The 26,424-nt window shown below is 52.7% G+C and carries 25 protein-coding genes; 22 read left to right on the top strand and 3 right to left on the bottom strand.

Annotated features, from left to right (window positions below):
* Positions 1-32 precede the first annotated feature (32 nt).
* Genes BCV73_RS09435 through BCV73_RS09440 form a run of 3 tightly spaced genes read left to right on the top strand, consistent with a single transcriptional unit; the run spans position 33 to position 3,198 of the window.
* Positions 33-1,643, top strand: coding sequence for a sensor histidine kinase (locus BCV73_RS09435; protein WP_256992794.1), 1,611 nt, complete (start codon positions 33-35; stop codon positions 1,641-1,643).
* The gene (locus BCV73_RS35740) at positions 1,610-1,774 is read left to right on the top strand and encodes a sensor histidine kinase (protein WP_256992795.1); all 165 of its coding nucleotides are present in this window, start codon (positions 1,610-1,612) and stop codon (positions 1,772-1,774) included. The genes BCV73_RS09435 and BCV73_RS35740 overlap by 34 nt, the downstream gene beginning before the upstream one ends.
* A gap of 26 nt (positions 1,775-1,800) precedes the next feature.
* A complete protein-coding gene (locus BCV73_RS09440) occupies positions 1,801-3,198 on the top strand; it encodes a response regulator (protein ID WP_089546895.1) in 1,398 nt (465 codons plus the stop codon).
* Positions 3,199-3,228: 30 nt separating this feature from the next.
* Here BCV73_RS09440 and BCV73_RS09445 read toward each other — a convergent pair whose 3' ends face one another.
* On the bottom strand, positions 3,229-4,125 hold the full coding sequence (locus tag BCV73_RS09445; protein ID WP_089546896.1) for a LysR family transcriptional regulator: 897 nt from the start codon (positions 4,123-4,125) through the stop codon (positions 3,229-3,231).
* Between the two features lie 104 nt (positions 4,126-4,229).
* Between BCV73_RS09445 and BCV73_RS09450 the strand changes: the two genes are divergently transcribed.
* The 5 genes from BCV73_RS09450 (at position 4,230) to BCV73_RS09470 (ending at position 8,659) form a co-directional block, all read left to right on the top strand.
* Entirely contained in the window at positions 4,230-5,150 is a 921-nt protein-coding gene (locus BCV73_RS09450) for a DMT family transporter (RefSeq protein ID WP_089546897.1), read from the top strand.
* A gap of 257 nt (positions 5,151-5,407) precedes the next feature.
* Positions 5,408-5,824: a VOC family protein gene (locus BCV73_RS09455; protein WP_089546898.1), complete on the top strand. Its 417-nt coding sequence runs from the start codon at positions 5,408-5,410 to the stop codon at positions 5,822-5,824.
* A gap of 239 nt (positions 5,825-6,063) precedes the next feature.
* On the top strand, positions 6,064-7,014 hold the full coding sequence (locus BCV73_RS09460) for a glycoside hydrolase family 43 protein (RefSeq protein WP_089546899.1): 951 nt from the start codon (positions 6,064-6,066) through the stop codon (positions 7,012-7,014).
* 98 nt (positions 7,015-7,112) lie between these two features.
* The gene (locus BCV73_RS09465; protein ID WP_076167139.1) at positions 7,113-7,832 is read left to right on the top strand and encodes a YebC/PmpR family DNA-binding transcriptional regulator; all 720 of its coding nucleotides are present in this window, start codon (positions 7,113-7,115) and stop codon (positions 7,830-7,832) included.
* An 83-nt stretch (positions 7,833-7,915) separates the two neighbouring features.
* A complete protein-coding gene (locus tag BCV73_RS09470; RefSeq protein ID WP_256992796.1) occupies positions 7,916-8,659 on the top strand; it encodes a spermidine synthase in 744 nt (247 codons plus the stop codon).
* 106 nt (positions 8,660-8,765) lie between these two features.
* On the opposite strand, the gene BCV73_RS09475 is transcribed toward BCV73_RS09470, so the two are convergent.
* Both BCV73_RS09475 and BCV73_RS09480 read right to left on the bottom strand, forming a co-directional pair.
* A complete protein-coding gene (locus BCV73_RS09475; RefSeq protein WP_089546900.1) occupies positions 8,766-9,608 on the bottom strand; it encodes an aldo/keto reductase in 843 nt (280 codons plus the stop codon).
* A gap of 138 nt (positions 9,609-9,746) precedes the next feature.
* Entirely contained in the window at positions 9,747-10,964 is a 1,218-nt protein-coding gene (locus tag BCV73_RS09480; RefSeq protein WP_089546901.1) for an MFS transporter, read from the bottom strand.
* Positions 10,965-11,140: 176 nt separating this feature from the next.
* Between BCV73_RS09480 and BCV73_RS09485 the strand changes: the two genes are divergently transcribed.
* The 14 genes from BCV73_RS09485 to BCV73_RS09550 all read left to right on the top strand — a co-directional run bounded on the left by BCV73_RS09485 (position 11,141) and on the right by BCV73_RS09550 (position 26,412).
* Positions 11,141-11,572: a winged helix-turn-helix transcriptional regulator gene (locus tag BCV73_RS09485; protein ID WP_089546902.1), complete on the top strand. Its 432-nt coding sequence runs from the start codon at positions 11,141-11,143 to the stop codon at positions 11,570-11,572.
* 123 nt (positions 11,573-11,695) lie between these two features.
* Positions 11,696-12,493, top strand: a complete 798-nt coding sequence (locus BCV73_RS09490) for a helix-turn-helix transcriptional regulator (protein WP_089546903.1) — start codon at positions 11,696-11,698, stop codon at positions 12,491-12,493.
* 235 nt (positions 12,494-12,728) lie between these two features.
* Positions 12,729-13,124 (top strand): VOC family protein, encoded by a 396-nt coding sequence (locus BCV73_RS09495; RefSeq protein WP_089546904.1) that lies wholly within the window; start codon positions 12,729-12,731, stop codon positions 13,122-13,124.
* 320 nt (positions 13,125-13,444) lie between these two features.
* Positions 13,445-14,500 (top strand): LacI family DNA-binding transcriptional regulator, encoded by a 1,056-nt coding sequence (locus BCV73_RS09500; RefSeq protein WP_089546905.1) that lies wholly within the window; start codon positions 13,445-13,447, stop codon positions 14,498-14,500.
* A gap of 112 nt (positions 14,501-14,612) precedes the next feature.
* Positions 14,613-15,836, top strand: a complete 1,224-nt coding sequence (locus tag BCV73_RS09505) for an ABC transporter substrate-binding protein (protein ID WP_179231940.1) — start codon at positions 14,613-14,615, stop codon at positions 15,834-15,836.
* Between the two features lie 24 nt (positions 15,837-15,860).
* Positions 15,861-16,787, top strand: a complete 927-nt coding sequence (locus BCV73_RS09510; RefSeq protein ID WP_089546907.1) for a carbohydrate ABC transporter permease — start codon at positions 15,861-15,863, stop codon at positions 16,785-16,787.
* Positions 16,787-17,623 carry a carbohydrate ABC transporter permease gene (locus tag BCV73_RS09515; protein WP_076169418.1) on the top strand — a complete coding sequence of 279 codons (837 nt, stop codon included), beginning with the start codon at positions 16,787-16,789 and terminating at the stop codon, positions 17,621-17,623. The genes BCV73_RS09510 and BCV73_RS09515 overlap by 1 nt, the downstream gene beginning before the upstream one ends.
* A gap of 40 nt (positions 17,624-17,663) precedes the next feature.
* Entirely contained in the window at positions 17,664-19,985 is a 2,322-nt protein-coding gene (gene yicI / locus BCV73_RS09520; RefSeq protein ID WP_089546908.1) for an alpha-xylosidase, read from the top strand.
* A gap of 682 nt (positions 19,986-20,667) precedes the next feature.
* Positions 20,668-21,405 carry a UMP kinase gene (gene pyrH, locus BCV73_RS09525; RefSeq protein WP_076167116.1) on the top strand — a complete coding sequence of 246 codons (738 nt, stop codon included), beginning with the start codon at positions 20,668-20,670 and terminating at the stop codon, positions 21,403-21,405.
* 150 nt (positions 21,406-21,555) lie between these two features.
* On the top strand, positions 21,556-23,016 hold the full coding sequence (locus BCV73_RS09530) for an MDR family MFS transporter (protein ID WP_076167114.1): 1,461 nt from the start codon (positions 21,556-21,558) through the stop codon (positions 23,014-23,016).
* A gap of 240 nt (positions 23,017-23,256) precedes the next feature.
* Positions 23,257-24,333: an NAD(P)-dependent alcohol dehydrogenase gene (locus BCV73_RS09535; protein ID WP_089550179.1), complete on the top strand. Its 1,077-nt coding sequence runs from the start codon at positions 23,257-23,259 to the stop codon at positions 24,331-24,333.
* Positions 24,334-24,485: 152 nt separating this feature from the next.
* Positions 24,486-25,073, top strand: a complete 588-nt coding sequence (locus BCV73_RS09540) for a TetR/AcrR family transcriptional regulator (protein ID WP_089546909.1) — start codon at positions 24,486-24,488, stop codon at positions 25,071-25,073.
* 75 nt (positions 25,074-25,148) lie between these two features.
* Positions 25,149-25,979 (top strand): SDR family NAD(P)-dependent oxidoreductase, encoded by an 831-nt coding sequence (locus BCV73_RS09545; RefSeq protein WP_089546910.1) that lies wholly within the window; start codon positions 25,149-25,151, stop codon positions 25,977-25,979.
* A gap of 58 nt (positions 25,980-26,037) precedes the next feature.
* Positions 26,038-26,412 (top strand): DUF4180 domain-containing protein, encoded by a 375-nt coding sequence (locus tag BCV73_RS09550; protein WP_089546911.1) that lies wholly within the window; start codon positions 26,038-26,040, stop codon positions 26,410-26,412.
* Positions 26,413-26,424: the final 12 nt, after the last annotated feature.

Consider the following 26,424-nt stretch of genomic DNA (forward strand, 5'->3'; position numbering starts at 1 on the left):
ACTTTATTTTGACAAAAAGGACCGACAGAGCTATGAATATCAAACGTTCGCTGCGCAGCAAATTAGTGATCGGCTTCATTGCCATTACGCTTCCGCTCTTCCTGCTTTTGCTCTATAACAATTACTACGCGATGAACACGGTCCGGGAACAGGTGGCCGATTCGAACAAAAACTCGATCATCCTCTATTCAAGCCAGATCGAGGCGGCGCTCAACAAGGAGATCAAGTTTTTGTACAACTTTGCCGTCGAGGATCCCAACATTGCCGCGCTGTCCCAGCTGCTGAACGATGGAGACGAATATGTTCTGGCCAAGGCCCGGATCCTGAACAGCCTTACGCGCTATCACCGGTTCGATAACAGCGTGGACCTTCAGTTCATCTATTCGGTGCAGAACCATGATTTGTTCAATACGCCGATCAAGACGCAGTCTTATGACGAACTGCAGTCGATCCAAATGGCTATTCAGCAAGTGGTGAAAAATGCCCGTCCGGACAGCCCTGTGTTCATGCAGTGGAAGGCGATTCCATACAGCAAGGGCAAATACGCCCTGATCCGGCTTGTGGATGCGGGTGATGGTTTCTATTTAGGGGCGTTCGTTCAGCTGAAAAACTTGATGATCCCGCTCGATCTGGTTCATCTCGGGAAGGACGGCTACGCCGGCTTTTTGAACGAAGCGGGCGAATTGATCACCAGTTCGGCGTCTCCCGATTCGCCCAAGCTGGACATCCCGCCGCTCGAAGAAACAACCGATACCTACCAGGCCGTAAAGGCGGATGGAAGACGGTATATCGTGGTCCAGCACCCGATCCAGAGTACGGAACTCAGCCTGGGCGCCTTTATTCCGGAAGCCCGGATGCTGCAGAATCTATACCATTTCAGACGGGGGATCCTGATGATTTCCGTCTTGGCGGTCATCGTCCTGATCATTTATTTGATCTACTTGAACGATATCATCTTGAAGCCGATGAACAGCTTGATCCGTGGTATGCGGAGCATCAAGAACGGCAATCTGGCTTACCGGCTGAAGCCTTCCAAATCGAAGGAATTTATGATCATCAATGAAACCTTTAACAATATGGCTTCTGAAATTCAAGAACTGAAAATCAGCGTGTACGAGGAGCAGATCAAGGCGCACAAAGCGGAGCTGAAGCATCTGCAGCTTCAGATCAATCCCCATTTTCTGCTGAACTCCATCAATATCGTATACAATTTGGCCCAAATTCAAAATTACGGCGTCATTCAGCTGATGTGCCTGAATCTCGTTCAATATTTCCGCTTTGCGACCCGTACGAACCAGGTGGCGGTGACAATGGCGGAGGAAATGGAACATTTGGAGAGCTATATCCGGATTCAGCAGGTCCGCTTTCCGGACCAGGTGACATATGCCTGCCATTTGCCGGAGGAGCTTGCCCAGGCAGCGGTTCCGCCGCTGCTCATTCAACCGTTTGTCGAAAATGCGATAAAACACGGCTTTGATTTTATGGACCATCCGTTTCATATCGATATCCGTATCGATCACGCAGGGACGGGAGAGCTGACGGTCGTTATTGCCGACAACGGCGCCGGGTTTGACGAAGAGACGCTGCAGTGCTGCAGACAGGAGCATATATGGAGAGCCGGAGCGGCGAGCATCTGGGCATGACGAACGTCCTGTACCGCTTGAAGCATTTTTTTGGCAGCGAAGCAGGACTGTCTTTTGGGAATGCTCCTGAGGGCGGCGCCGTCGTCACGCTGACGATTCCCCACCGGAGGGTGGAGGAGTTCGCTTCCTAATCTTGAACAGAACTGGAGGGAACCTGATGTATAAAGTGCTGATCGTGGATGATGAAATGTATGCCGTTATGGGAATCAAGAGCGGTGTCGATTGGGAGGCGCTGCAGGTTTCAGAGATTTACGAGGCTTATAATCTCAGGGACGCGCTGAAAGTGTTCGAGCGTGCGGCGATCGACGTGATGATCTGTGATATTGAAATGCCGAAAGGTACCGGAATTGAGCTGCTGGAGCGCGTTAATGACATTTCGCCGGAAACCGAAACGATATTTTTGACGGCTCATGCCCATTTTGATTTTATGCAGCGGGCGATTCAGCTCGACGGATTTGACTATCTGCTGAAGCCGATAGAGTACGACGTGCTGAAGTCGTCGATCGCCAGGGCGCTGGAGTCAGTCAGGCAGGAACGGGAGATGACGGAGCTGAGGGAACGGTACAATGAAACCTGGCAGAAGAGAAAAGGGCTGATCACCGAGAAATTCTGGAACGACGTCCTTACCCGGCGCATCCATTGCACACCGGATAACGTGCTTAAAATTTTGCAGGAGCATGAGCTGCTTTCTTTATCGGGGACGACCTTCATGCCTGTTCTGGTCAGCGTGGAATCGTGGATGCGGGAGTACAGCACCCGTGATGAGGAAATGATGGAATACAACATCCGCAAAGCAGCGGAGGAGATACTGCTCGATCCCGGCCGCGGTGAGGTGATCCAAACCAAGCAGGGGGTTAACGTTGTTATTTTGTACGGTCCGGAGGATGGGGAGATACGCGAAGATACATTGTATGACCGCTGCATGGCCTACCTGGAGTCCTGCCGGCGTTATTTTCACTGCACCTTATCCTGCTACATCGGGGAGCCTTCGACATTATTCGAAATTGGCGAAACCTATCAAAAGCTGCTTGAGATGGAGTACGTCAATCTGAACAAATCGAATGAGGTGTACCGGCTGGCCGGGTTCGTACCGGAGAGCGGCCAGGTGCCTGCTTCCAAGCTCCGGAATTGGATACAGCTGCTGGAGCTGGGAAAGCTTGAGGATGTAGAGCGGGATCTGAAGACCTGCCTCGCCGCCCAGCGTCTTATTCCGGCGTTGTCCGAGAAAGAAAGCCATCCATCGGTCATTCAGCGTGTCCAAGGCTACATTGCCGAGCATCTCCATGAACCGATCACAAGGGAGCAGCTGGCCTGTTGTGTGCATTTGAATCCGGCATACTTGTCCCGTCTGTTCAAGCGGGAAACGGGAGAGTCCATTACGGATTACATCCTTCGTGAGCGGATGGAGGCCGCCAAAGAGATGATCAGGGAGTCCAGCATGCCGATTTCTGATGTGGCCAAGTCTCTCGGATACTACAATTTTTCGCATTTTTCCAAAATGTTCAAAAAGGTGCATCACGCCTCACCCCAGCAGGTCAGACGAAAGTCGGTTTGAAGGCGTGGATGCCGTGCGGCATCCCGCCGCCTAAGTTTGCTCGTCGGGATGCGCTGCTGCAGGCGGGAACAGCCGGAATGCTGTATCCACAAACAATCTGACGGCAATGGATGCCTGCTTGAAGGACGGAACGGCAAGATGCAGCTTGCGGTACGCTCTGGGAGTCAACTCCCGGCTCATGACATGTTCAGGCACGCTCTGCAGGGACAGCTCCGACATGATGCAGATGCCAAGTCCTTCGTTGATCATGTTCAGGGCGGTCGGATAGTTGGTCGTAATATGCTTCACGTTCAGATTCGCTCCCCCGGCGCGGAACAGCTCCATAACCGGCAGCTCATAGCCGCCCTTGCAGACCAGCATCGGCTCATCGGAAAGATCCTGAATCCGGATTTCCTTGAAATTGCGGAAGGGGTGATCGTCACGGAAAACGACGTGAAGCGCTTCGTTCCGCAGCAGCCTTGTGTCCAGATCGTTCAGCGGTGGAATGAGGAAGCCGACATCCACGACCAGCTCATCGAGCCAATGCCGGACTTCCTCCACGGTGCCTTCATACATCTGAATATGAATGTTCGGATACTTGTCGTTGATGGCCCGGACGATTTTCGGATAATAAAAGGATGCGGCGGCCGGAAAGGCTCCGACACGGATGCTTCCGGTCTCGAGCCCTTTCTCGGCGGCAACCTCCTGTGAAATTTTTTCGTATTGCAGCAAAATTTCCCTGCCAGTGACCACGATCCGTTTGCCGATATCGGTCAGGACGACACCGTTTCGCGGATGGCGGTTCAGGAGGGTAACTCCGAGCTCCGACTCCAGGCTGGATATGGCGCGGCTGACCGCCGGCTGGGTCATATTCATCATCTGGCCCGCTTTCGTAAAGCTTCCCGTTTCCGCGACAGCCACGAATAATCTGATCTGCGTCTCATTCATAACGGATATGTTATACCTCCTTTGAGGAATATGCATTTTATTTATAGTTCAACGTATTGTATCATGGTGATTGACCATGATTCAAGGAGTGACCTTCCGTGCGAATGCAGAAGAATACATTGTTTCTATTAATCTTTTTAATATTGGTATGGGGAATCAACTGGCCATTATCCAAAATAGCTCTGGACTATGCGCCGCCAATCTTGTTCGCCGGCTTGCGGGCACTGATCGGCGGCGTGCTGCTCGTGCTGGTGGCTCTGCCGAAAGCGAAGCACTTGCGGCTGCGTCAGACCTGGCCGATCTATTTGACCTCCGCGCTTCTCAGCATCGTTATATACTATGGTGTCCAAACCATCGGACTGCAGTATACGCCGGCCGGATTGTTCTCGGCGATCGTGTTTCTCCAGCCTGTGCTGCTTGGGCTGTTCTCGTGGTTATGGCTGGGAGAGGCCATGACGAAGCAGAAGATGCTTGGCCTGATCGTCGGCTTTGCCGGTGTCGCCACCATGAGCGCGGGCGGGTTTACCGGGGACGTTTCCGCCGTCGGTATTATTTTGGCGCTGGTCACGGCCCTCTCCTGGGCGCTTGGCACGGCTTATGTCAAGAAGATCGGACCCAAGGTCGACTCGACCTGGCTGACGGCGATGCAAATTACGATCGGCGGTGTCATTCTGCTGCTGGCCGGTTCGGGGATGGAAGACTGGTCGAAGATCCAGTGGAACGGGACGTTCATTTGGGATACGCTGTTTATCGCCGTTTTCGTCATCGCGGCAGGTTGGTTCGTCTATTTTAAACTGATCAGCGAAGGGGAAGCGAGCAAAATCGGTTCGTTTACGTTTCTGATTCCGATCGTTTCGATCTTTTCGAGCGTGCTTTTTCTGAACGAGCAAGTGACGATAAATCTTGTAGCCGGCCTTATTCTGGTTCTTGCCAGCATTGTGCTCGTCAACGTACGGTTCCAGCGCAGAAGAGCGTCGGCGCTGCCTGCGGTGCCTGAGGGGCAGGCGGGGCCGGGAGCCCGATGAACCGGGAGACCGGGGCTGGTATTAAAGCAAAATCCGCGTTTATCGCGGATTTTTTCATTTTTTTGCGAGAAATCAGAGATGATAGCAATTTATAAGAAATGCAGGCGTCATTTCCATGATAGAATGCAATTAAGTCAAACGGTATCACGATCTGTGAAGGCAGACTAGACTCAGGAATCTCCGCTTGGCGGAGCAAATGTTGAGCCTGATCATGCTCAAGTTACCGTGAATATTCCGAGAAAAGGTGGTAATTTTAAATGGCGCTGCAATTGGACAAAATTTTCGTGAATCTCCCGGTTAAAAACCTGAAAAACTCGATCGAATTCTTCTCCAAAATCGGATTTGCCTTTAATCCTCAATTTACGGATGACAATGCAACCTGCATGGTCATCAGTGATCATATCTATGTCATGCTTCTGGTTGAGCCGTATTATCAAACGTTCACCAATAAAGAAATCGCCGACGCCTCCAAGACAAACGAGGTTATCGTGTGCGTGTCCGCCGACAGCCGCGAGCAGGTGGACGAAATCGTGAACAAGGCGCTGGAAGCGGGCGGCAAGCCGTCCAATGACAAACAGGATCACGGATTTATGTACGGCTGGAGCTTCCAGGATCTCGACAACCATTTGTGGGAAGTCATGTATATGGATCCAAGTGCCGTGCAGCAGCAGTAAGCGATTCAACAGATACCATAGAAAAGAAGGTGCAGGCTGCCGAGCCTGTGCCTTTTTTTGAAGAGATCAGAAAGTATAAGTTTCGAAAGCCGCTGGTTCCTGATTTCGCAAAAAAACTTCTTTTAAACGCGGTCTGTCTTCTTTGAAGGTACGTCGTTAGACGTTTTTCCTAGGAAAACGGTTCCATAGTTTGGTAAAATGATGTACAGGACAAGTCACTTGTGGAGAGGAGCAGCATTGTGGATCTTAAAGGTAACGACCGCCGTTCAGGCAACCCGATTTTTTCCGGATGGTATGCCGATCCCGAACCCCGAATCTTTGAGGGCCGGTACTGGGTATATCCTACATACTCGGCAGCTTACGATGACCAGACGTTTTTCGATGCGTTTTACTCCGATGACCTGGTTCACTGGACCAAGGTTGAACGGATTCTGGAGATGAAGGACATTTCATGGGCAAGACGGGCGATGTGGGCCCCTTCCCCGATCGAGCGAAATGGACGCTACTATTATTATTTTGCGGCGAACGACATCCAGAGTAATGATGAGCTGGGCGGCATCGGTGTTGCCGTGGCTGACCGGCCCGAAGGACCTTTCCGGGATGCCCTGGGGAAGCCGCTGATCGACCAGTTTTACCATGGCGCTCAGCCGATCGACCCTCATGTGTTTATCGATGACGACGGTCAGGCTTATTTGTATTACGGGGGATGGAAGCACTGCAACGTCGTAAAGCTGAACGAAGACATGGTCAGCATCGCCCCCTTTTCAGACGGGGAGGTATACAAGGAGATTACGCCGGAGAACTTCGTGGAAGGTCCCTGCATGATCAAGCGCGAAGGCAAGTATTACTTTATGTGGGCCGAAGGCGGTTGGGGAGGCCCGGATTATTCGGTGGGTTACGCCGTCTCGGATTCACCGCTGGGACCGTTTGTGCGGGAGGCCAAAATACTGCAGCAGGATCCCGAGGTGGCTACAGGAGCGGGACATCACGGCGTCATTCAGATTCCGGGTGAAGACGAGTGGTACATCGTTTACCACCGCCGTCCGCTGACCGAAACCGCAGCGAATCACCGTGAAGTCTGCATCGATCGGATGGAGTTTGACCCCGAAGGCCGGATTAGGCCTGTGAAGCTGACCTTTGAAGGGGTGCCGCCAAGAATATTGCCGACACGGGAGAAGAGCGATTCGTAAGGCAGAAGCTTGTTCAATAGACCGTTTTTGCGATATAATAGAACACGTCTTCTACAAGGAACGATAGAATCTGATATTAGTGAAAGAGAGCGGATCGTATGGGTCGTAAGTGGAATAACATTAAAGAGAAGAAAGCATCGAAAGACGCAAACACTAGTCGTATATATGCCCGCTTCGGGCGTGAAATTTATGTCGTCGCCAAGCAGGGCGAGCCGGATCCGGAATCCAACCGGGCGTTGAAGGTCGTTCTCGAACGCGCTAAGACGTACAATGTGCCGAAGGCGATCATTGACCGCGCGCTGGAGAAGGCGAGAGGCAACTCTGATGAGACCTATGACGAGCTGCGGTACGAAGGCTTCGGGCCGAACGGTTCCATGGTGATCGTGGATGCCTTGACGAATAACGTGAACCGCACCGCTTCTGAGGTCCGTGCTGCATTCAGCAAGAACGGAGGCAACCTTGGCGTCAGCGGATCGGTCGCCTACATGTTCGATTCCACCGCAGTCATCGGCGTTGAAGATAAGACGGAAGAAGAAGTTCTGGAGCTGCTGATGGAAGCGGATGTCGACGTTCGCGACATCATCCAGGAAGACGATTCCGTCATCGTATATGCCGATCCGGAGCAGTTTCATGCCGTGCAGGAAGCCTTCCAGAACGCTGGCGTAACCGAATTTTCGGTTGCCGAGGTTTCCATGATCGCGCAGAACTATGTGGAGCTTCCGGCCGAGTCCCAGCCGGCATTCGAGAAAATGATCGATGCGCTCGAAAACCTGGAGGACGTCCAGAATGTGTACCACAACGTGGAGCTTGAAGATTAATCAGCGTGACGCGATTTGCCGGAAGAAGGCCATTGTCTGAGAAGACGATGGCCTTCTTTTCGGTAGGAAAGGAGAAGACGGAATTGTATGAATTAGCGAGAAAATCGAACGGAAGTCAGGAAATCGTCGTCTACGAAGCGCATGAGCTGTTTGGTCAAACGGGCCGCTTCCGTATGCTGCAATTTGGAGACAACGCGGTTCAAGGTGCCATCGACCTTCGGGATCCGGACCGCATCGTACTGGAGTATCCGCGCGAAATTGTCCGGCTGATTCGCAAGCGGACGCCCGAAAACGGCATAATTTTTATGATCGGACACGGAATTGGAACGATTGCCGGCCATTTTCGCGAAGACCAATGCCTCGTGGCCGAGGTCAACGCGGATATCGTGGAGCTGAGCCGAAGCTATTTTCAATACGGCTGGAACAATGTCGAGATCGGAGACGGAAGGGCCCTGCTGGAGCAGCAGGCCGACGGCTCCTTCGATTATGTGATCTTAGACGCGTTTACTCGCGAAGGGACGCCTCATCATTTGACGACCGAGGAATTTTTTGCGCTGGCCCGGCAAAAGCTGAGGGCAGGCGGGATGCTGATCATGAACGCAGCTGGCAGGCTGCAGCGGGACCCCGTGCTAAATGCCATTCATACCACAATGGAGCAGGTGTTTGCTTCAGTTCGAGCATTCGCCCTGACAGAAGGGGAACGGGATGCAGAACGGAACGTGTTGTTCCTGGGCTCGGAAACGCCGGCCGCAGAGGAAGTCAATGGTTTGGAAGGTTTTATACAGGTGCAGCCGGAGCAGGGATACATTCTTAGAGACCGCGTGTAGCTCCAGAGCACGGTTTTAACTGTGTTCAAAAACGATGAAATTAAAAAAACACCATCCTTCCGAATCCGGAGGGATGGTGTTTCGTATTGCGAATGATGAAGCAGAATTAGAAATCGAAGTTGTCCGGATCAGGACCCACGCGGCGGTTCTCGTTCAGCCCGTCGATCCGGTCCATGTCTTCCTGGGACAGTTCAAAGTCGAACAGCGATGCATTTTCAACGATACGGTGCTCTTTGGTCGATTTAGGGATGGTCACGACGCCATGCTGCAGATCCCAACGGAGGATCACCTGGGCGATGGACTTACCGTACTTCTCAGCGATTTCTTTCAGCAGCGGATGGTTCAGCAGCTCGCCCTGCATCAGCGGAGACCACGCCTCGAGCTGAATGTTGTGCTGCTTCGTGAAGTCGCGAAGCTCTTTCTGGGTCAGCATCGGATGGAATTCCACCTGGTTGATGACCGGTACGATTTCCGCATCCTTCATTAAATCCTCCAGGTGGTGTACTTGGAAGTTGCTGACGCCGATGGATTTGACGCGGCCATCCTTGTACAGCTGCTCCATCGCTCTCCATGCCTCTTTATATTTGCCGGCAACCGGCCAGTGGATCAAGTACAGATCCAGATAATCGAGACCCAGCTTCTTCAGGCTTGTCTCGTAGGCGGCGATGGTCGAATCGTAACCGAGGTCTGCGTTCCACACTTTTGAAGTAACAAAAAGGTCTTCTCGCTTCAGTCCGCTATCGGCCAGCGCCTCGCGGATTCCCTGACCGACGCTCGTTTCGTTGGCATAAACTGCAGCGGTGTCGATGCTCCGGTAACCATGCTTCACGGCGGCTTTTACCGCTTCGACGAGCTCGCTGCCTTCTTCCACTTTGAAGACGCCCAGGCCCAGCCAAGGCATTTCGATGCCGTTATTCAATCGGGTTTTGCTTTGTACATGTTGAGTCATTATAAATTGCCTCCTAGATGTTGTTTGTCATGATATAAATTTGTGTTGCCTCCGCAATTCGAAACCCATTCGCTTATCATTACCGGAATTGTATAGAACTTATCCGCATTAGATACGATAGCTAAAAAAGGATCAGGATTACGCACTGAGCATGTTGTTGTCACTATCGGATGACGCCGTATCCTTGCGTTCGAGGGCACGGCTCCACCAGGTGAGCAGAACGGCTGCCGCAACCATGATCGAGCCGATCCATGCGGTATGAATCAAGCCGAGATGATCGGTCACGATTCCGCCCAAATACGCACCCAGCGCTATGCCGGCGTTAAATGCGGCAATGTTCACAGACGAAGCGACGTCGACGGCCTTCGGCGCAAACCGTTCCGCAAGCATGACGACGTATACCTGAAGTCCAGGCACGTTCATGAAAGCAAGGAGCCCCATGCCGAAAATCGTAATCAGCCCGGCGACCTTAAACGGAGCCGTGAATGTGAGAAGAAGCAAAATGACCGCCTGGATCAGGAACATATACAATAAGGCGGATAAAGGCTTGCGGTTGGCCGCTTTGCCTCCGATCACATTACCAATGGCAATGGCGATACCGTAGAGAAGCAGTATCAGGGCGACGGTTGATTCTTTAAAGCCGGTAACATCATGCAGCAGCGGCGACAGGTAGGTAAATACCACAAAGGTTCCTCCATAGCCAAGCGCAGTAATCAGAAAAGCAAGCAGCAAGCGGCCGTTGGCCACGATTTTGACTTGATCACGGACCGGCGTCCGGACGCCTTTGCGCAGGTTGCCCGGTACAAGGATCAGGTTGGCAATCAGCGCGATAACGCCGACGATTACGATCGCCACAAACGCGGCTCTCCAGCCGAGCTGCTGACCAATGAATGTTCCCAGCGGCACCCCGGTGACGGTCGCGACCGTCAGTCCGGAGAACATGATGGAAATGGCGCTGGCTCTGCGGTTTTCCGCGACCAGATCGGCGGCAATCGTTGACCCGATCGACATAAACACGCCGTGGGACAAGGCCGAAATGATGCGCGCCGTAAGCAGCAGACCGATCCCGGTGGATGCGGCTGCCAGGCTGTTGCCGGCAATGAATACGATCATGATGCCGATAAGCAGAATTTTGCGCGGCACACCTGACGTTAAAGAGGTTAGAATCGGCGCTCCAAAGGTGACACCGAGCGCATATAACGTAACGGTCAACCCGGCAAGGGTTACCGAAATGTGCAGGTCATTGGCGATCAGGGGAAGCAGCCCCACACTGATAAATTCAGTGGTACCAATCGCGAACGCGCTGATGGCTAAAGCTAATAAGGCAAAGGTTGCGCGTTTTTTATCCAAAGACATGGTATCATCTCACTCCTATATGTTGTTCTATCTATTTGATGCTGTGATCAAGCTACAGGGTAGTCATTACCGGCCGGTGAATGTTATTATGTACCCGTGAAGTAAATTTGAACAGTACGTACTTTTTAGTACGATAGGCACCAAAAAGTGCCCATAGATTTCGAGGAGGGTCTTGGATGGAAAAAAAGAAATACAACATTTCAGTTGAAGCAACGCTGGAAGTGATCGGCGGCAAATGGAAGTGCGTGATCCTGTGCCACTTGACGCATGGAAAGAAACGGACAAGCGATCTGCGGCGGCTGATGCCGTCTATCACGCAGAAAATGCTTACCCAACAGCTCCGTGAGCTGGAGGAGGACGGGATCGTAAACCGTATCATCTATCACCAGGTTCCGCCGAAGGTGGAGTACGAACTGAGCGAATACGGGTGGAGCCTGAAACCGATCCTGGACTCCTTATGCTCTTGGGGGGAGAATCACATTATTAAAGAGTATGGTGACAAGTTTGCCGTATTGGAGGATAACATTCTGAACAATAAGGACATCGGCCTCGCCACCGAAATGGATCAACCTGCGTTAGAAGAGGAAACTTCCTTGTCCAAAAACTGAAATTTGTCTTTTATTTGAAGAGCAAAATATGGTAATATGAACGGGAACAGTTGTTCCTGGTTTGGCAGGGGTTAGCCCAGACTCATTGTGCCTCATCCATCCGGGACTTAAGGGAGGTAAGGTATGACCAACAAGTTTCCTGAACTGGATGGAGTCATTACTTATATTCAGAACCGGCTGGATGAACCGCTGGAGCTGAACATGCTGGCGAAGTACGCAGGGTACAGCCCGTACCATTTTGCCCGGATATTCAAAGCGCGGATGGGGCTTCCGCCGCTCTATTACGTATCATCGCTCCGCCTGCACCGGGCCAAAGAGCTGCTACTGCACACGAATCTCAGCATTCGCGACATCAGCCTGGAAATCGGACAGCAGAGCCTGGGCACTTTTACTTCCCGATTTACCGAGAAGGTAGGGGTTACGCCTTCCCTTTTCCGGAATTCCAGGGAGATCGCGGACAATCATTTGACCTCGCTGAAAACGCTCGACAACTGGGATGATCTGCCGGCACTGATGACGCCAATGGGAACCGTGGAGGGGTCCATATCGTTCGAGGTTCCGTTCGAAGGGGTCGTTCTGATCGGTTTGTTCTCAAAACCTATTCCAGAAGGACTGCCTCCTTACGGTACGTTGTTATCGTCTGCGAGCAGGCGCTTTCGTTTCACGGGCGTAAACCCAGGAACCTATTATTTACTGGCGACTTCCGTTCCGTGGGGAATGAGGGCCGTCGATTTTCTGGTGCCGCAGACGACACTTCGCGCCAAGCATAAGGTCCCGATTGTCGTCGGTCCTGATAAATCGGTTCCGTTTCAACGGGTACACATGCGGGTTCCGCATCCGGACGATCCGCCCATCCTGATATCGCTGCCGCTGTTGATGAACAATTTTCTTCATATCAACAATCAACTCAGCAATCGGTAAGAAATCCGTTCCTAATCGCGGTGTTATAGTAGAGACAGCGGGGCAGGAAGTCATCCATGTACATAACGATTCATACAATGTTGCGCCTTTTCGGACTCCGTAATCCCGAACTTTTTCGGCTGCGGCTTGTTTTCTTGGAAGGGACAAGCATAAATTCATCGTCCGCTGCCATGTCACATGTCAAGGGTACCAATCCTGCTTCTAAATGAACCATTTCAGGAAAGGATGAATGACGATGGCAAAGCACATGACTTACATATTTTCTGAGGATGCCAGAGCGCAGGCTGAGTTTTATGTTCAGGCGCTCGGAGGAGAAATTGTATCGGTACAGACCCATGGGGAATTGCCTCACGCTACGGAAGAATACAAAGATAAGGTGTTGCACTTGAGCCTGGTTGCCGCCGGCGTGAATATTCTAATGTCTGACGCGGTATTCGAACTGGTGCAGCAAGGAACAGCGATCAACCTGGTACTGGAGTTTGAACAGGAGCCGGAAGCGTATGCTGCATTTGAGAAACTGTCTGAAGGCGGAACGGTTCGCGACCCGATCAAACCGGCTTTTTGGGGTTCTTTATTCGGCCAATTGGAAGATAAGTTTGGCATCCGCTGGATGATTACGACCGGATCTTAACGTCGTTCTCCATAGCAGAGCCCGGCTAACTAACTATATCAGTTGAATTTGTAAGCATACAGGGACTTCCGGGATTCATGCGGAGATCCCTTTTTGCAATGGAACAACTGGAGATTGTAAAGTTAAATAACCATGATCCTGGCTGGTGCAAAGAGGAAGGCGATGAGAAGGACTAGAAGAGGTAAAATGATTATCGAACATCATTTTCTGCATCAATCCATCATGAAAGCGTTGACACGCGGGAAGCCGCGGAGTTACAATAAACCTGCCTGAAAGATCAAACGTCTTTCATTCTGCAGAATAAGACAAGAGGTATACTTATGAAGGATCATAAAAGACTGACGTTAAAAGGAATCGCCCAGCAATTGGGTATCTCGGTCGCCACGCTGGACCGGGTCCTCAACAATCGCGGCAATGTGAAGCCGGAAACGTACCGGAAGGTTATGGAGAAGCTGGAGGAACTGGAATACACGCCGAACAAATCGGCGAGATTCTTGTCACGGGGGACTGAAATTTCCTTTGCGATTGTGTTTCCGGAGCATCCGGATTATTTCTGGACACAGATTGAGCGCGGCATCCGCCTTGCGTATGAGGAACTGCGGGATTACGGCCTGCGGATTGAAATTTTTAAATCGGAGAGCTACGACACAGAGAAGCAGAGACAGATCGTGCAGGAGATCGTGGACAGCGGCGCCTACGACGCGCTGGCCTTGTCTCCCAACGACTCCCAGCAGATGGAGGATCCCATAGACCAGGCGATCGATAAAGGAATGGCGGTATGCACATTCAATAACGACGCGCCGCTCAGCAAGCGTCTGTTTTACGTTGGCTGCGACTATCGGATCGCCGGAAGACTCGCTGCGGACATGCTGTGCAAGCTGATCGGAAGCGGCGGACGGGCCGGACTGATTACATCGGATGCCAGCAGCCTGCCGTCGGCGACTACATTTCAGATGCAGCAGAAAATTACCGGCTTCCGCGAAGTCATTGCCGAGCAGGGGAACATCGAAATGGCACCGCCGCTGAAGCTGAAGCATGAGGAATACGATCATCCGGACCGCTTTGGCGAGTACTTCAGCCTGGTCGACGGCATTTATGTCACGAGCGCCAAGCTGCATGTCATTGCGCGCCACCTGGAAGAAGCGGGTCTTGGCGGCACCGTGGCTCTGATCGGCCATGACATGACGGAGGATATTTATCAGGATCTGGACCGCGGCACGGTCACGGCGACGATCTGCCAGGACCCGGTAAACCAGGGCTATTTGGCGGTCAAGACGCTGTTTAACCATACAGCCAGCGGCGAGAAGGTGAATTTGCGGGAGAACATCTCCAAGCTGGAACTGGTTACGAGGGAGAACGCACGGTACTATATCTAAGGGTATAGGATGCCGGGCTTCCCACGAGCAAAATGATGTACGTACATCATTTTGTGATTTTTATAATCAAGAAAGCCCAAATACTAGATGATTTCGTAAGGAGGACATGCTTATGCGCGGCAAAATGAAAGCGCTCTTTCTCGCCTTTTCGCTGCTTGCCCTGGCGCTGACCGCCTGCTCGGCAGGTTCCGGTACCGATTCGGGAAAAGTCACCTTGACCTGGTGGGATACGATGACGACGGACGGCAGCGTTACCGCGATCAATAACATCATCAGCGAATATGAGAAGGCCCATCCGAACGTGAAAATCAAACGCACCTACGTATCTTCTTCCGATATCAAAAACAAGCTTTTGCTTGGTTCGATCGGGAATCAGGGGCCGGATATCGTATGGATCGACAGCGCAGACCATCAGACGTTCGCCGCTGCCGGCATTTTGGCCGACATCACCTCCGAGGTTAAAGCGTGGGGGCAGGCGGATCAATATTATGACGGACCATGGTCCTCGACGGTGTACGACGGCAAAAATTACGGCGTTCCGGTCGGAAGCAACAACCTGGCTCTGTTTTATAACAAAGAGTTGTTTGATGAAGCGGGCATCAAGCCGCCCACCAACTGGGATGAGCTGAAGGAAGACGCCAAGCTGCTCACCAAGAAAAATGTATACGGTTTCGCGGTCAGTGCGGTGAAGACGGAAGAAGGGACGTTTCAGTTTTTGCCGTTCCTCCTGCAGGCCGGCTCGGACGTTCCCGACTTTGATAGTCAGGGCACGCTCGATGCGGTCAACCTGTATGACTACATGGCCAAAAACAACTACATGTCCAAGGAAGTGATCACGCAGAAGCAATCCGACACCGCGACGCAGTTCGCCGCAGGCAAAGTGGCGATGATGGTGAACGGAACGTGGCAGATCCCGTTCCTGCAGAAGGAAGGCAAAGTCAATTGGGGCGTCGTGCCGCTGCCGAAGGGCAAAACGGGAGCAACCGTGCTCGGAGGAGAAAACTGGGCGATCTCTGCAGCCTCCAAGCATAAGGATGCTGCCTTTGACGTCATTCGTTTCGCCAACGAGCCGGACCGGCTGAAAAAGCTTCTTCAGACCAACGGCCGTCTGCCGAGCCGCAAAGATTTGCTGCAGGACCCGTTCTGGCAGAAGGATCCGCAGATGAAGGTGTTTGCGGATGCGATGGAGGTGGCCAAGGCACGTGCCTACGGACCGGATTATGCGGGAATTTCCGAAGCGATCCAGACGATGCTTCAGCAGGTACTGACCGGGCAGGCTTCTCCCGAACAGGCCGTTCAAACGGCCGCCGGCAAGATCAAGCCGCTTGCACCCTAAATATTGAGAAGGAGGAGGAACCATATGTCAGACCAATCCTATTCTGCGGCAGCGCCGAGAACGTCCAAGCGTTTAAGAAGTACAGCATGGACCCGGTATCTGTTCGTTCTGCCCGTCATCCTGTTCCTGCTGGTGTTCATTATTTTCCCGATCGTGTACAACCTGATTCTCAGCTTTCAAAATGTGACGGTATACAACTTTAAGGGGCATCATGCTTTTGCGGGTCTGGCGAGCTATATCAAGACATTCAAAGATCCGGTTTTTTACACCGCGCTTGGAAACTCGGTATTGTTCACCGTTCTCAGTCTCGTGTTTCAGTTCTCGATCGGCTTTGCGCTGGCCCTGTTCTTCAACCGCAGTTTCCCGGGCCGGGGACTGATGCGCTCGCTCATGCTGCTCGCCTGGATGCTTCCGGTCGTCATCACGGCTTCGGTATTCCAATGGATGCTGAACGGCGACTACGGGGTGGTTAACTACATCCTGCAAAGCCTCGGGATCATTCACGAGCCGCACAGCTGGCTCAGCGAAAACGGTACGGCGCTGCTTTCCACGATCGTCGCCAACATCTGGGTCGGCATTCCGTTCAACATGATCATCCTGCTGTCCGGACTTCAGGGGCTGCCGGAGCAGCTGTACGAGGCGGCCAAGCTGGACGGTGCGGGGAAAATGCTGCAGTTCCGCCACATTACGCTGCCGCTCATGCGACCGACGATACTGATTTTGCTCATGCTGGGGATCATCAACACGTTCAAGGTGTTTGACATGATCTTCATCATGACGGCGGGCGGTCCGGTAAACTCGTCGAACGTCCTGCCGATATACGCCTACCAGCTCTCTTTCACCAAGTTCCAGTTCAGCCAGGGCGCATCGGTATCCATGATCATGTTCGCGATTCTTACCGTGCTGGCCGTGATCTATCTCCGGATGTCCAGTAAGGGGGAGGCTGCATGATGAACCAGCGAGCTCAATGGAAGGGCGCCGGCATGACTGTGATCGGTGCCGTCATCACCCTGTTGTTTTTGTTTCCCGTCTATTGGATGGTCAAAACGTCGATAACTCCTATTACGGACCTGTTCTCGTCACCGCCCCATTTTGGCGTGCTGAACGCAACCTTTACGGCTTACTATGACAACTTCATTCACAACACGGATATGCTCCGGTATATCGGCAACAGCTTTATTATCGCCATCGGGACGATGATCATGTCGCTGCTGTTCGCCACGCCCGCGGCGTATGCACTGGCGAGACTGGATTTGAAAGGCAAATCACTGATCATGATTCTGCTTCTCGCGATCCAGATGCTGCCCGGTATTATGATGGCGATGCCGCTGTTCATCATGTTCTCGAAGGTTCATCTCGTGAACAGCTACTTCGGGCTCATCCTGGCGGACATGATCCATGCGCTGCCGTTTGCGGTCCTCGTCCTCCGGCCGTCGTTCATGGCACTGCCCAAAGGGCTGGAGGAAGCGGCGAAGATTGACGGCTGCAACCAGTTTACGGCGTTTACGCGAATCATTCTGCCGCTCGTTGTGCCCGGTATGATGACAGTCGCGGTGTTCTGCTTCCTTTTTGGCTGGGGCGACTTTATCTTTGGCCTGACCTTGACGACCGAGGACAGCGTACGTCCGCTGACGCTTGGACTGTACCGCTTTATCGGGCAGTACGGCACGGAGTGGAACAACCTGATGGCGGTCGCCACGCTGGCTGCACTTCCGATCATTATCATTTTCATCGGCCTGCAGCGCTACGTCGTGGGCGGCATTACCGCCGGTTCCATGAAAGACTGACAATTTTAATTAGAAGATATGGATAGGAGAGAGATCCACTATGAAATTTACAGACGGCTATTGGCATGTGCGGCAGGGGCTGCAGGTATTGTATCCGGTTGAGGTAAGGGATATCGAGACCCGCGAAGACGAAATGACGGTGTATGCATCCACCAAAAAAATCGTCCACAAAGGCGATACGCTGAATACGACGCTGCTTACGGTCCGCTATTCTTCCCCGATGGAGAGCGTCATCTGCGTGGAATACATCCATCATGACGGCATGGACGATAAGGGCCCAGCCTTCCAAATCTACAAGCAGCCGGACCTGAAAGTTCAGGTCGAGAAGCGCGGCGGCGCCGTTACACTCACCAGCGGCAAGCTGACCGCTACCGTTCGCCCAGACGAAGGGTGGAACGTCGCGTATGCTTATGACGGACGCCGCCTCACCGGCACCGGCTATAAAGGACCGGCTTACATCAAATCCTCCGAATCGGCGGATGTATATATGAGGGAACAGCTCGACCTGGGGGTCGGCGAATATGTGTATGGGCTTGGCGAACGGTTTACGCCTTTTGTGAAAAACGGTCAGGTCGTGGATCTATGGAACGAAGACGGGGGGACCAGCAGTGAGCAGGCCTACAAGAACATCCCGTTCTACGTTTCCAGCGAAGGATACGGCGTGTTTGTGGATCATCCGGAGCGCGTTTCTTATGAAGTCGGCTCTGAGAACGTCTCGAAGGTGCAGTTCAGCGTTCCCGGCGAAAAACTGAAGTATTACATCATTGGCGGATCCAATCTGAAAGAGGTTCTGCAAAACTACACGGCATTGACCGGGAAACCGGCGCTTCCGCCTGCCTGGTCTTTCGGCCTGTGGCTGACGACCTCGTTTACGACCAGCTATGACGAGGACACGGTCAACAGTTTTGTAGACGGCATGCTTGAGCGGGACATTCCGCTGCATGTGTTCCATTTTGACTGCTTCTGGATGAAGGAGTTCCAGTGGTGCGATTTCAAATGGGATCCCGACGTGTTCCCGGACCCGCAGGGGATGCTGCGGCGGCTGAAAGACAAAGGCCTTCATATCTGCGTCTGGATCAACCCGTACATCGGGCAGAAGTCGTACCTGTTCAAGGAAGGCAAGGAGAACGGCTATCTGGTGAAAAATCCGGACGGCAGCGTCTGGCAGTGGGACCGGTGGCAGTCCGGCATGGGGCTCGTGGACTTTACCAATCCGGAAGCGGTCCGCTGGTACCAGGGGAAGCTGAAGGAGCTGCTCGACATGGGCGTCGACAGCTTCAAAACCGACTTCGGCGAGCGGATTCCGACGAACGTCGTTTATTACGACGGCTCCGATCCGGTGAAAATGCACAACTATTACACGTTCCTGTACAACCAAACGGTATTTGAGGTGCTGGAGGAGACGCTCGGTAAAAATGAAGCGGCGGTGTTTGCCCGTTCCGCCACGGCCGGCGGCCAGCAGTTCCCGGTGCATTGGGGCGGCGACTGCTCCGCCTCATACGTATCGATGGCCGAGTCGCTTCGCGGCGGCTTGTCCTTGTCGCTCAGCGGCTTCGGGTTCTGGAGCCACGATATCAGCGGCTTTGAAAATACCGCCACACCCGACCTATATAAGCGCTGGACCGCTTTCGGAATGCTGTCCACGCACAGCCGGCTGCACGGGAACCAGTCGTATCGGGTGCCTTGGCTCTTCGACGAGGAAGCGGTGGATGTGCTGCGCTATTTTACCAAGCTGAAATGCACGCTGATGCCATACCTGTTCCGTTCCGCCGTGCAGACTGCGGCAACAGGGGTGCCCGTGATGAGGGCCATGGTGCTGGAATTCCCCGGAGATCCGAACTGCCATGTGCTGGACCGCCAGTATATGCTCGGGGATTCGCTTCTCGTCGCACCGGTCATGAACGACCAGGGACTGGCACGGTATTATGTACCGGAGGGACGCTGGACCGATTTTGTAACCGGTGAGAGTGTAGAGGGAGGCAAGTGGATCAGCCGGCAGGTCGACTACTTTACGGTTCCGCTATTGGCGCGGGCCGGAAGCATCATTCCGGTCGGAGACAATGACCAGCGCCCGGATTACGACTACGCGGACGGCGTGATCCTTCACGCCTTTGAACTTGCGGACGGGACGGAAACGACAAGCGTCGTGAACGGGACGAACGGCAAGGAAGATCTGAAGGTAACAGTAACCCGGAACGGGGAGCGCATCGATGTCCAGGCGGAAGGAACCAAGCCGTGGAAGCTGCTTCTGCGCGGCATAAGCCAGATCGCTCAAATCGAAGGCGCCGATTCTTCCGTGACCGGGCAGGGAGTACTTCTAACGCCACACGCGGGCGTTAAGCAGATATCGCTTCAATTGTAATGGGTTTGCCATAAGCAAAAGGAACTATAGCGATACTTACGTCAGGCTCCCGAAATACCGCCTTGGGCCGGTTTTTCGGGAGTTTTTACATTGAGCTTCCTCCTATAATGGCGCGATGCGTCACTTTAACGTTAATTTTCTTAAGTTCATTCTATCTACTTATAATGTTAACGTTTACGTCAACGATGACGCCAACCTTTGGAAAAAGAGCGAATCAACAACCGCTGATACCCATATTGCAACATATGAAAAATTCACAATAGAAAGCCGAAAAAATCCGCACCTATCTCCGACCTGCAAACCCATTTTTCGTACAACCTATACACTGCTCACTGGTCACAAGGTAGGTCTGTCCACTCCGCCATACCCCCTCTCTGCAGCCATAGTTGCTTCAGACGAACCTTTCAGGATATAATCTGCTTGGTAAAAAACGGATTTCAAAGGAGGATCCCTGGTGTTCAAGCGGTGCATACATCCCATTATTGAGAAAACGGCATATGTAGGAAGCGTTGAACACTAAGGCATTAGCGGCTTTAGTGTTTTCTTTTTGGACTTCTGATTAGCGGTGTTGGCTGAAGGAATTTGGATGTTTCGAAATCAAATCAACACTGAGGAAGCTTATTTATCTAAGTGGGCGTATCACGATAGTCATTTTTTCGGAACCGAAAGGAGTGTTTGATCCATGGCGGCGTACCAAAGAGTGTTAATTAAGCTAAGCGGCGGAGCGGTGGCAGGAACGAGCCAGTTCGGCTTTGATCCGGGCCGGCTGGAGCATATTGCGGACGAAATTTTATCCGTTGTAAGTATGGGAGTGGAGGTTTCCCTGGTCATTGGCGGCGGCAACATATTCCGGGGAAACATGGCGGAAACCTGGGGCATCGAAAGGGCGGAGGCCGATAATATCGGCACGCTGGCCACCGTCGTCAACAGCCTGATGCTGCGCGGCGTTCTCAAAGCGAAGACGGACAAGGAGGTCCGGGTCATGACCTCGCTCCCCATCGCTTCGGTGGCCGAGCCGTATATTCGACTGCGCGCCATACACCATCTGGAGAAAGGCTATATCGTCATTTTCGCCGGCGGGAATGGCCAGCCGTACGTCACGACCGACTACCCTTCGGTGCAGCGGGCGATCGAGGTGAACTGCGACGCGCTCCTCGTTGCCAAGCAGGGAGTGGACGGTGTGCTGAGCGCCGATCCGAAGACGGATCCCTCCGCCAGAAAATTCAAGTCGCTGCATTATGACGACGTCATCCGGCACGATCTGAAAATCATGGATCAATCAGCCTTTATTCTGGCCCGGGACTACCATCTGCCTATTCATGTATTCAACTTTGACAAGCCGGGTTCAATGAGAGAATTGTGCGAAGGGAAGCATCAAGGTACGATCATCAGCCGCGATTCTGTACTGGCTTATGAGTAACTTCTATCGGTGGAATAATACTTAAATGACTAAAATAATAAATCATTTAAAAAAAGCAATTTATAAGAAACATTTTCATGAAGTTATGTGGTAAAATAGGCTCGCTGATGCCAAATATAGACATATTGCATGAAACAGGAGGGAGAATATATGAATCCATCAGGTGCCGCAGCTGCATCTGCACCGGCTGATATCAGCCATATCAAGAAGCTGCCTATATTAGTCTCATTAATTGTGGGGGCGTTCTTTTCCATCTTAAATGAGACGCTGCTCAATATCGCTTTCCCAGAATTGATGGTTGAGCTCAAAGTCTCGGCCTCTACGCTGCAATGGCTGGCCACAGGCTACATGCTGGTCGTCGGCGTTCTGGTTCCCGCATCAGCGCTGCTGGTCCAGTGGTTTACGACGAGGCAAATGTTCCTGGGAGCCATGATCATTTTCACGGTGGGAACGTTTGTCTGTGCCTTTGCCCCTGGCTTTGAATTCCTCCTGATCGGCCGTTTGCTTCAGGCCGCAGGTAGCGGTTTGATGCTTCCGGTTATGATGAATACGATCCTGATACTGTATCCGCCGGAAAAACGCGGAGCCGCCATGGGCAGTATCGGTCTCGTTATTATGTTCGCTCCAGCGATCGGACCGACGTTGTCGGGATTGATTCTCGATTCGTTTGAATGGAGATGGCTGTTCTACTTGGTTCTGCCGTTTGCCATCATTTCGATCATCATCGCGTTTGTGTATTTGAAAAATGTCTCGCAGCCTACCAAACCCAAAGTGGACGTTCTGTCGATCATTCTGTCAACGATCGGATTCGGCGGAATCGTCTATGGCTTCAGCAGTCTGGGTGAAGGTGGAGCGGGCTGGTCGCATCCCAAAGTGTATTGGACCATTATTGTCGGCGCGGTTGCCCTGCTGCTGTTCGTGATTCGTCAGCTCCGGCTGAAAGATCCATTAATGGATATCCGGTCCTTCAAATTCCCGGCGTTTACCCTGACGGCGATCATGCTGATCATTATGATGATGACGCTGTTCTCCTCCATGTCGCTGCTGCCGTTCCTGTTTCAGGGCGCACTCGGGATGACGGTGTTTGCTTCCGGTCTGCTGATGCTGCCGGGCAGCTTGCTCAACGGCTTGATCTCACCGATTACCGGTAAACTGTTCGATAAGTTCGGTCCGCGGGCGCTGATCATTCCGGGCACGGCTGCTCTGGTGATCATTATGTGGTTCTTTACGCAGGTATCGGTCGAAACGAGCAAAGTCACGCTGCTCATTCTGCATATCTGCATGATGATTTCCATCTCTATGATCATGATGCCGGCGCAGACGAACGGCATGAACCAGCTTCCAGCCCGGTATTATCCGCACGGTACGGCGATCTTGAATACGCTCCAGCAGGTGGCGGGTGCGATTGGTGTGGCCTTCTTTATCAGCGTCATGTCCAACGGCCAAGCCAGCTTCCTGAAGGGCTCTTCGGATCCAACCGCGCCTGGGCAAATGGCCGAAGCGATGGTAGCCGGCGTGCATAACGCGTTTGTCATCGGATTTGGCTTCTCCATCGTGGCGTTGATTCTGGCATTGTTCTTCAAACGGACCAAAGGTCCTGCTGAATCCTAAGCGGTTGATGCCCCTGCCTGCCATGTTTCCGTCCGGTTATCCAATTACATAGCCGTGAGTGAAGGGACTTATGTTCCTTCTGCATGGTGGTGCATCTCGCTGCACAGAAAGAATCCGCTCCCGAAGAGGGAGCGGATTCTTTCTGTTGATCAGACGTAGTTTTCATAGATATTAGCGGGGTTCTATAATACAATGATAAGAAAATAATAGATTGCAGGAAGGGAAGGAAATACACAGATGATGAACTCCAGCATTCCCCAAACGATGCAAGCCGCTGTGATGCACAGCCCGCGCCAAATCCGGATTGAAACGGTGCCGGTGCCTGACATTTCACCAGACGAAGTGTTGATCAAAGTGATGGCCGTAGGCATCTGCGGATCCGACCTCCATTATTATACGCATGGGCGAATCGGCAAGTATGTTGTGGAGAAGCCGATTATTCTAGGCCATGAATGCTCGGGCGATGTCGCCGCCGTGGGCGCAGATGTAACCGGATTCAAAGTGGGAGACCGCGTAGCCGTAGAGCCCGGGGTAACCTGCGGCCGCTGTGAAGCCTGCAAGGAGGGGCGGTATAACCTCTGTCCCGATGTGCAGTTTCTGGCAACGCCGCCGGTAGACGGGGCTTTTGTCCAGTACATCAAAATTCGGCAGGATTTTGTGTTCCGGATCCCGGACTCGCTGAGCTATGAAGAAGCGGCGCTGATCGAGCCGTTTTCCGTCGGCATCCATGCGGCGGCGAGAAGCAAGCTTACGCCGGGATCCACCATTGCGATCATGGGGATGGGGCCGGTAGGACTGATGGCCGTCGTCGCGGCCAAAGCGTATGGTGCGGCCGAAATCATCGTAACGGATTTGGAGCCGCTGCGTCTGGATGCCGCCAAGAAGCTCGGAGCGGATCACGTGATTAACGTTGCAGAACAGGACGCGCTGGAGGAAATTCAGCGGTTGACGGGAGGAAAGGGCGTCGATGTCGCTTGGGAAACGGCAGGCAATCCCAAAGCGCTGCAAACGGCACTGGGCTCGCTGCGCCGGGGCGGTAAGCTGGCCGTTGTCGGACTGCCGGCACAGGATGAAATTCCGCTGAATGTTCCTTTTATCGCGGATAACGAGGTCGATATTTACGGAATATTCCGGTATGCCAATACATATCCGAAAGGCATCCGCTTCCTTGAGTCCGGCATTGCCGATGTGATGACGCTGGTCACGGACCGTTATTCACTCCAGGATACCCAGGAAGCGATGGAGCGGGCCTTAAATCACAAAAGCGAGTGCTTGAAAGTTGTCGTCTACCCGAACGGTGTGCCTGGGGCGGAGTGAGGCGGTTCTTGTTTCTAAGAATAAAAGCACGGCTTAGGCCGTGCTTTTTGTCTTCTTTTTGAACATTCCAAATATTTCTTGTCAGCGGCAGGCCTCATCGCTTATGATGACTTTAGAACGATCGTTCTGTAAATAAGGAAAGGTAGATCGCTTTGAAACGACATTATGACAGTGAAGAAACGCGGCGGATTATTGCGGAGAAGGCTGCCCAGCTCTTTTCGCAAAAGGGATTCGCCGGAACCTCGATCTCGGATATATCCAAAGCCTCCGGGTTCAGCAAAGGCCATGTGTACTATCATTTTGAGAATAAGGAAAAGCTGTTCGTTTATCTCGCGCTGGACAGCATGCGGGCTTGGGGCGAGAAGTGGGCCGGTGTATCTCCGAACTATAAGACAGCCAGAGATAAATTGTATGCGATGTCTTCGTTCGTGATGAACAATTATCAGACCCCTCTGCTCAAGGTAGGGCAGGAGCTGGCGGCGAATCCGGTGACCAGTCCGGAGACGGTCCAGCAGCTGTACGGACTGGCGGTTACGCCGATGCAGGCATACTCAGACATTTTCCAATACGGGATCGATACCGGAGAATTTGAGATCGACGATCTTCAAGGAACGACATTTATATTCGGGACGCTGCTGGGGGCGCTGTGCCAGCATATTTACACGATGGAACATGAACAGCTGCATGGTCTTTTCCGAAAAAGCGTCGATCTGTTTCTAAGCGGAATCCTCAAACGATGAGGTTTTACGCTTAAGTAAATTAGAACGATCGTCCTAATTGTTCTAAAGTTAAAATGATGAGGAGGAGTCAAGGATATGGCAGAATGGAGTAAAGTGGCTATTGTCACAGGAGGGGCTTCGGGAATTGGCCGGGCCGTTTGCGAAGCGTTGGCAGGGGAGCGTATTTTCGTTGTGGCAGCCGATGTGGACCGAGCAGGCGGCGAGGAGACGGTCCGAAGAATTACCGCTGCGGGTGGGGGAGGGCGTTACGTCCACCTGAACGTGACGGACGCCTATCAGGTTGAAGGGCTGATCGAGAGTGTGTATGAGGAGTTCGGGCGGCTTGACTATATGTTCAACAATGCGGGCATCAGCATTTACGGGGAGCTGTACCACATGACACTTGATCATTGGAACCGGATCATTCAGGTCAACTTGTGGGGCGTCATCCATGGAACTCAGGCAGCCTATCGGGTTATGAAGCAGCAGGGCTTCGGCTATATAGCGAATACCGCGTCGGCGACCGGACTGGGGCCATCGCCAACCTCCGCCGCGTATGCTGCAACCAAACATGCCGTGGTCGGACTGACCACATCCCTTCACTATGAAGCGGAAGCGTTTGGCGTTCATGTCAGCGCTCTATGCCCGGCATTCGTGGATACTCCGATCCATCGGACGGGCGAAGCGCTATATTTGGATCAGGAACTCGTTCTGAAGCAGATGCAGAAACAGAAAATGATGAGCCCCGAGCAGTTCGCCCGGATTGCGATAAAGGGCGTTCACAAGAACGAGCCTGTGGTTTGCCCGATGCCGCTGCGCCGCACCATGGATGTCGTATTCACTTTGTTTCCGCAGCTCCACCGCAAACTGATGCGACTCGTGTGCCGCGTCGCCCGCCAAGCAGCGGTTCAGCCGGACCAGACGTAGGAAAAGACTGGAACAGACTTCTCAGACAAGGTAATATAGCGGAAAGGGGGCAAAAAGTATGAACTATACGATACTTGAACAGGACGGCTCGAAGGTAGCGATTCTTGACGACCCTCATGCCGTTATTGCCGACGTCCAGACGGCTCTGGATCTGATGGCTGGCATTGGGTGGGACCCGTCGGGGCCGTGCCATAAGCTGCTGCTGAATCAGTCGAATTTGCCGGATGCGTTTTTTGAGCTGAAAACCGGGCTGGCAGGGGAAATCCTGCAAAAATATCGGACCTATCAATTTAAAATTGCCATTGTTGGTGATTTTGAAGCTTACTCCAGCAAAAGCCTGCGGGATTTCATCTACGAATGCAATCAGGGGGAAGATGTGTTCTTTAAGAAGGACCGGGAGGAGGCACTGGCCGCCCTTCATCGGGTACCTTAAAAGCCTAGAAAT

The sequence above is a fragment of the Paenibacillus sp. SSG-1 genome (genome assembly GCF_002224835.1).
In the GTDB taxonomy this organism is placed as follows: domain Bacteria; phylum Bacillota; class Bacilli; order Paenibacillales; family Paenibacillaceae; genus Paenibacillus_AQ; species Paenibacillus_AQ favisporus.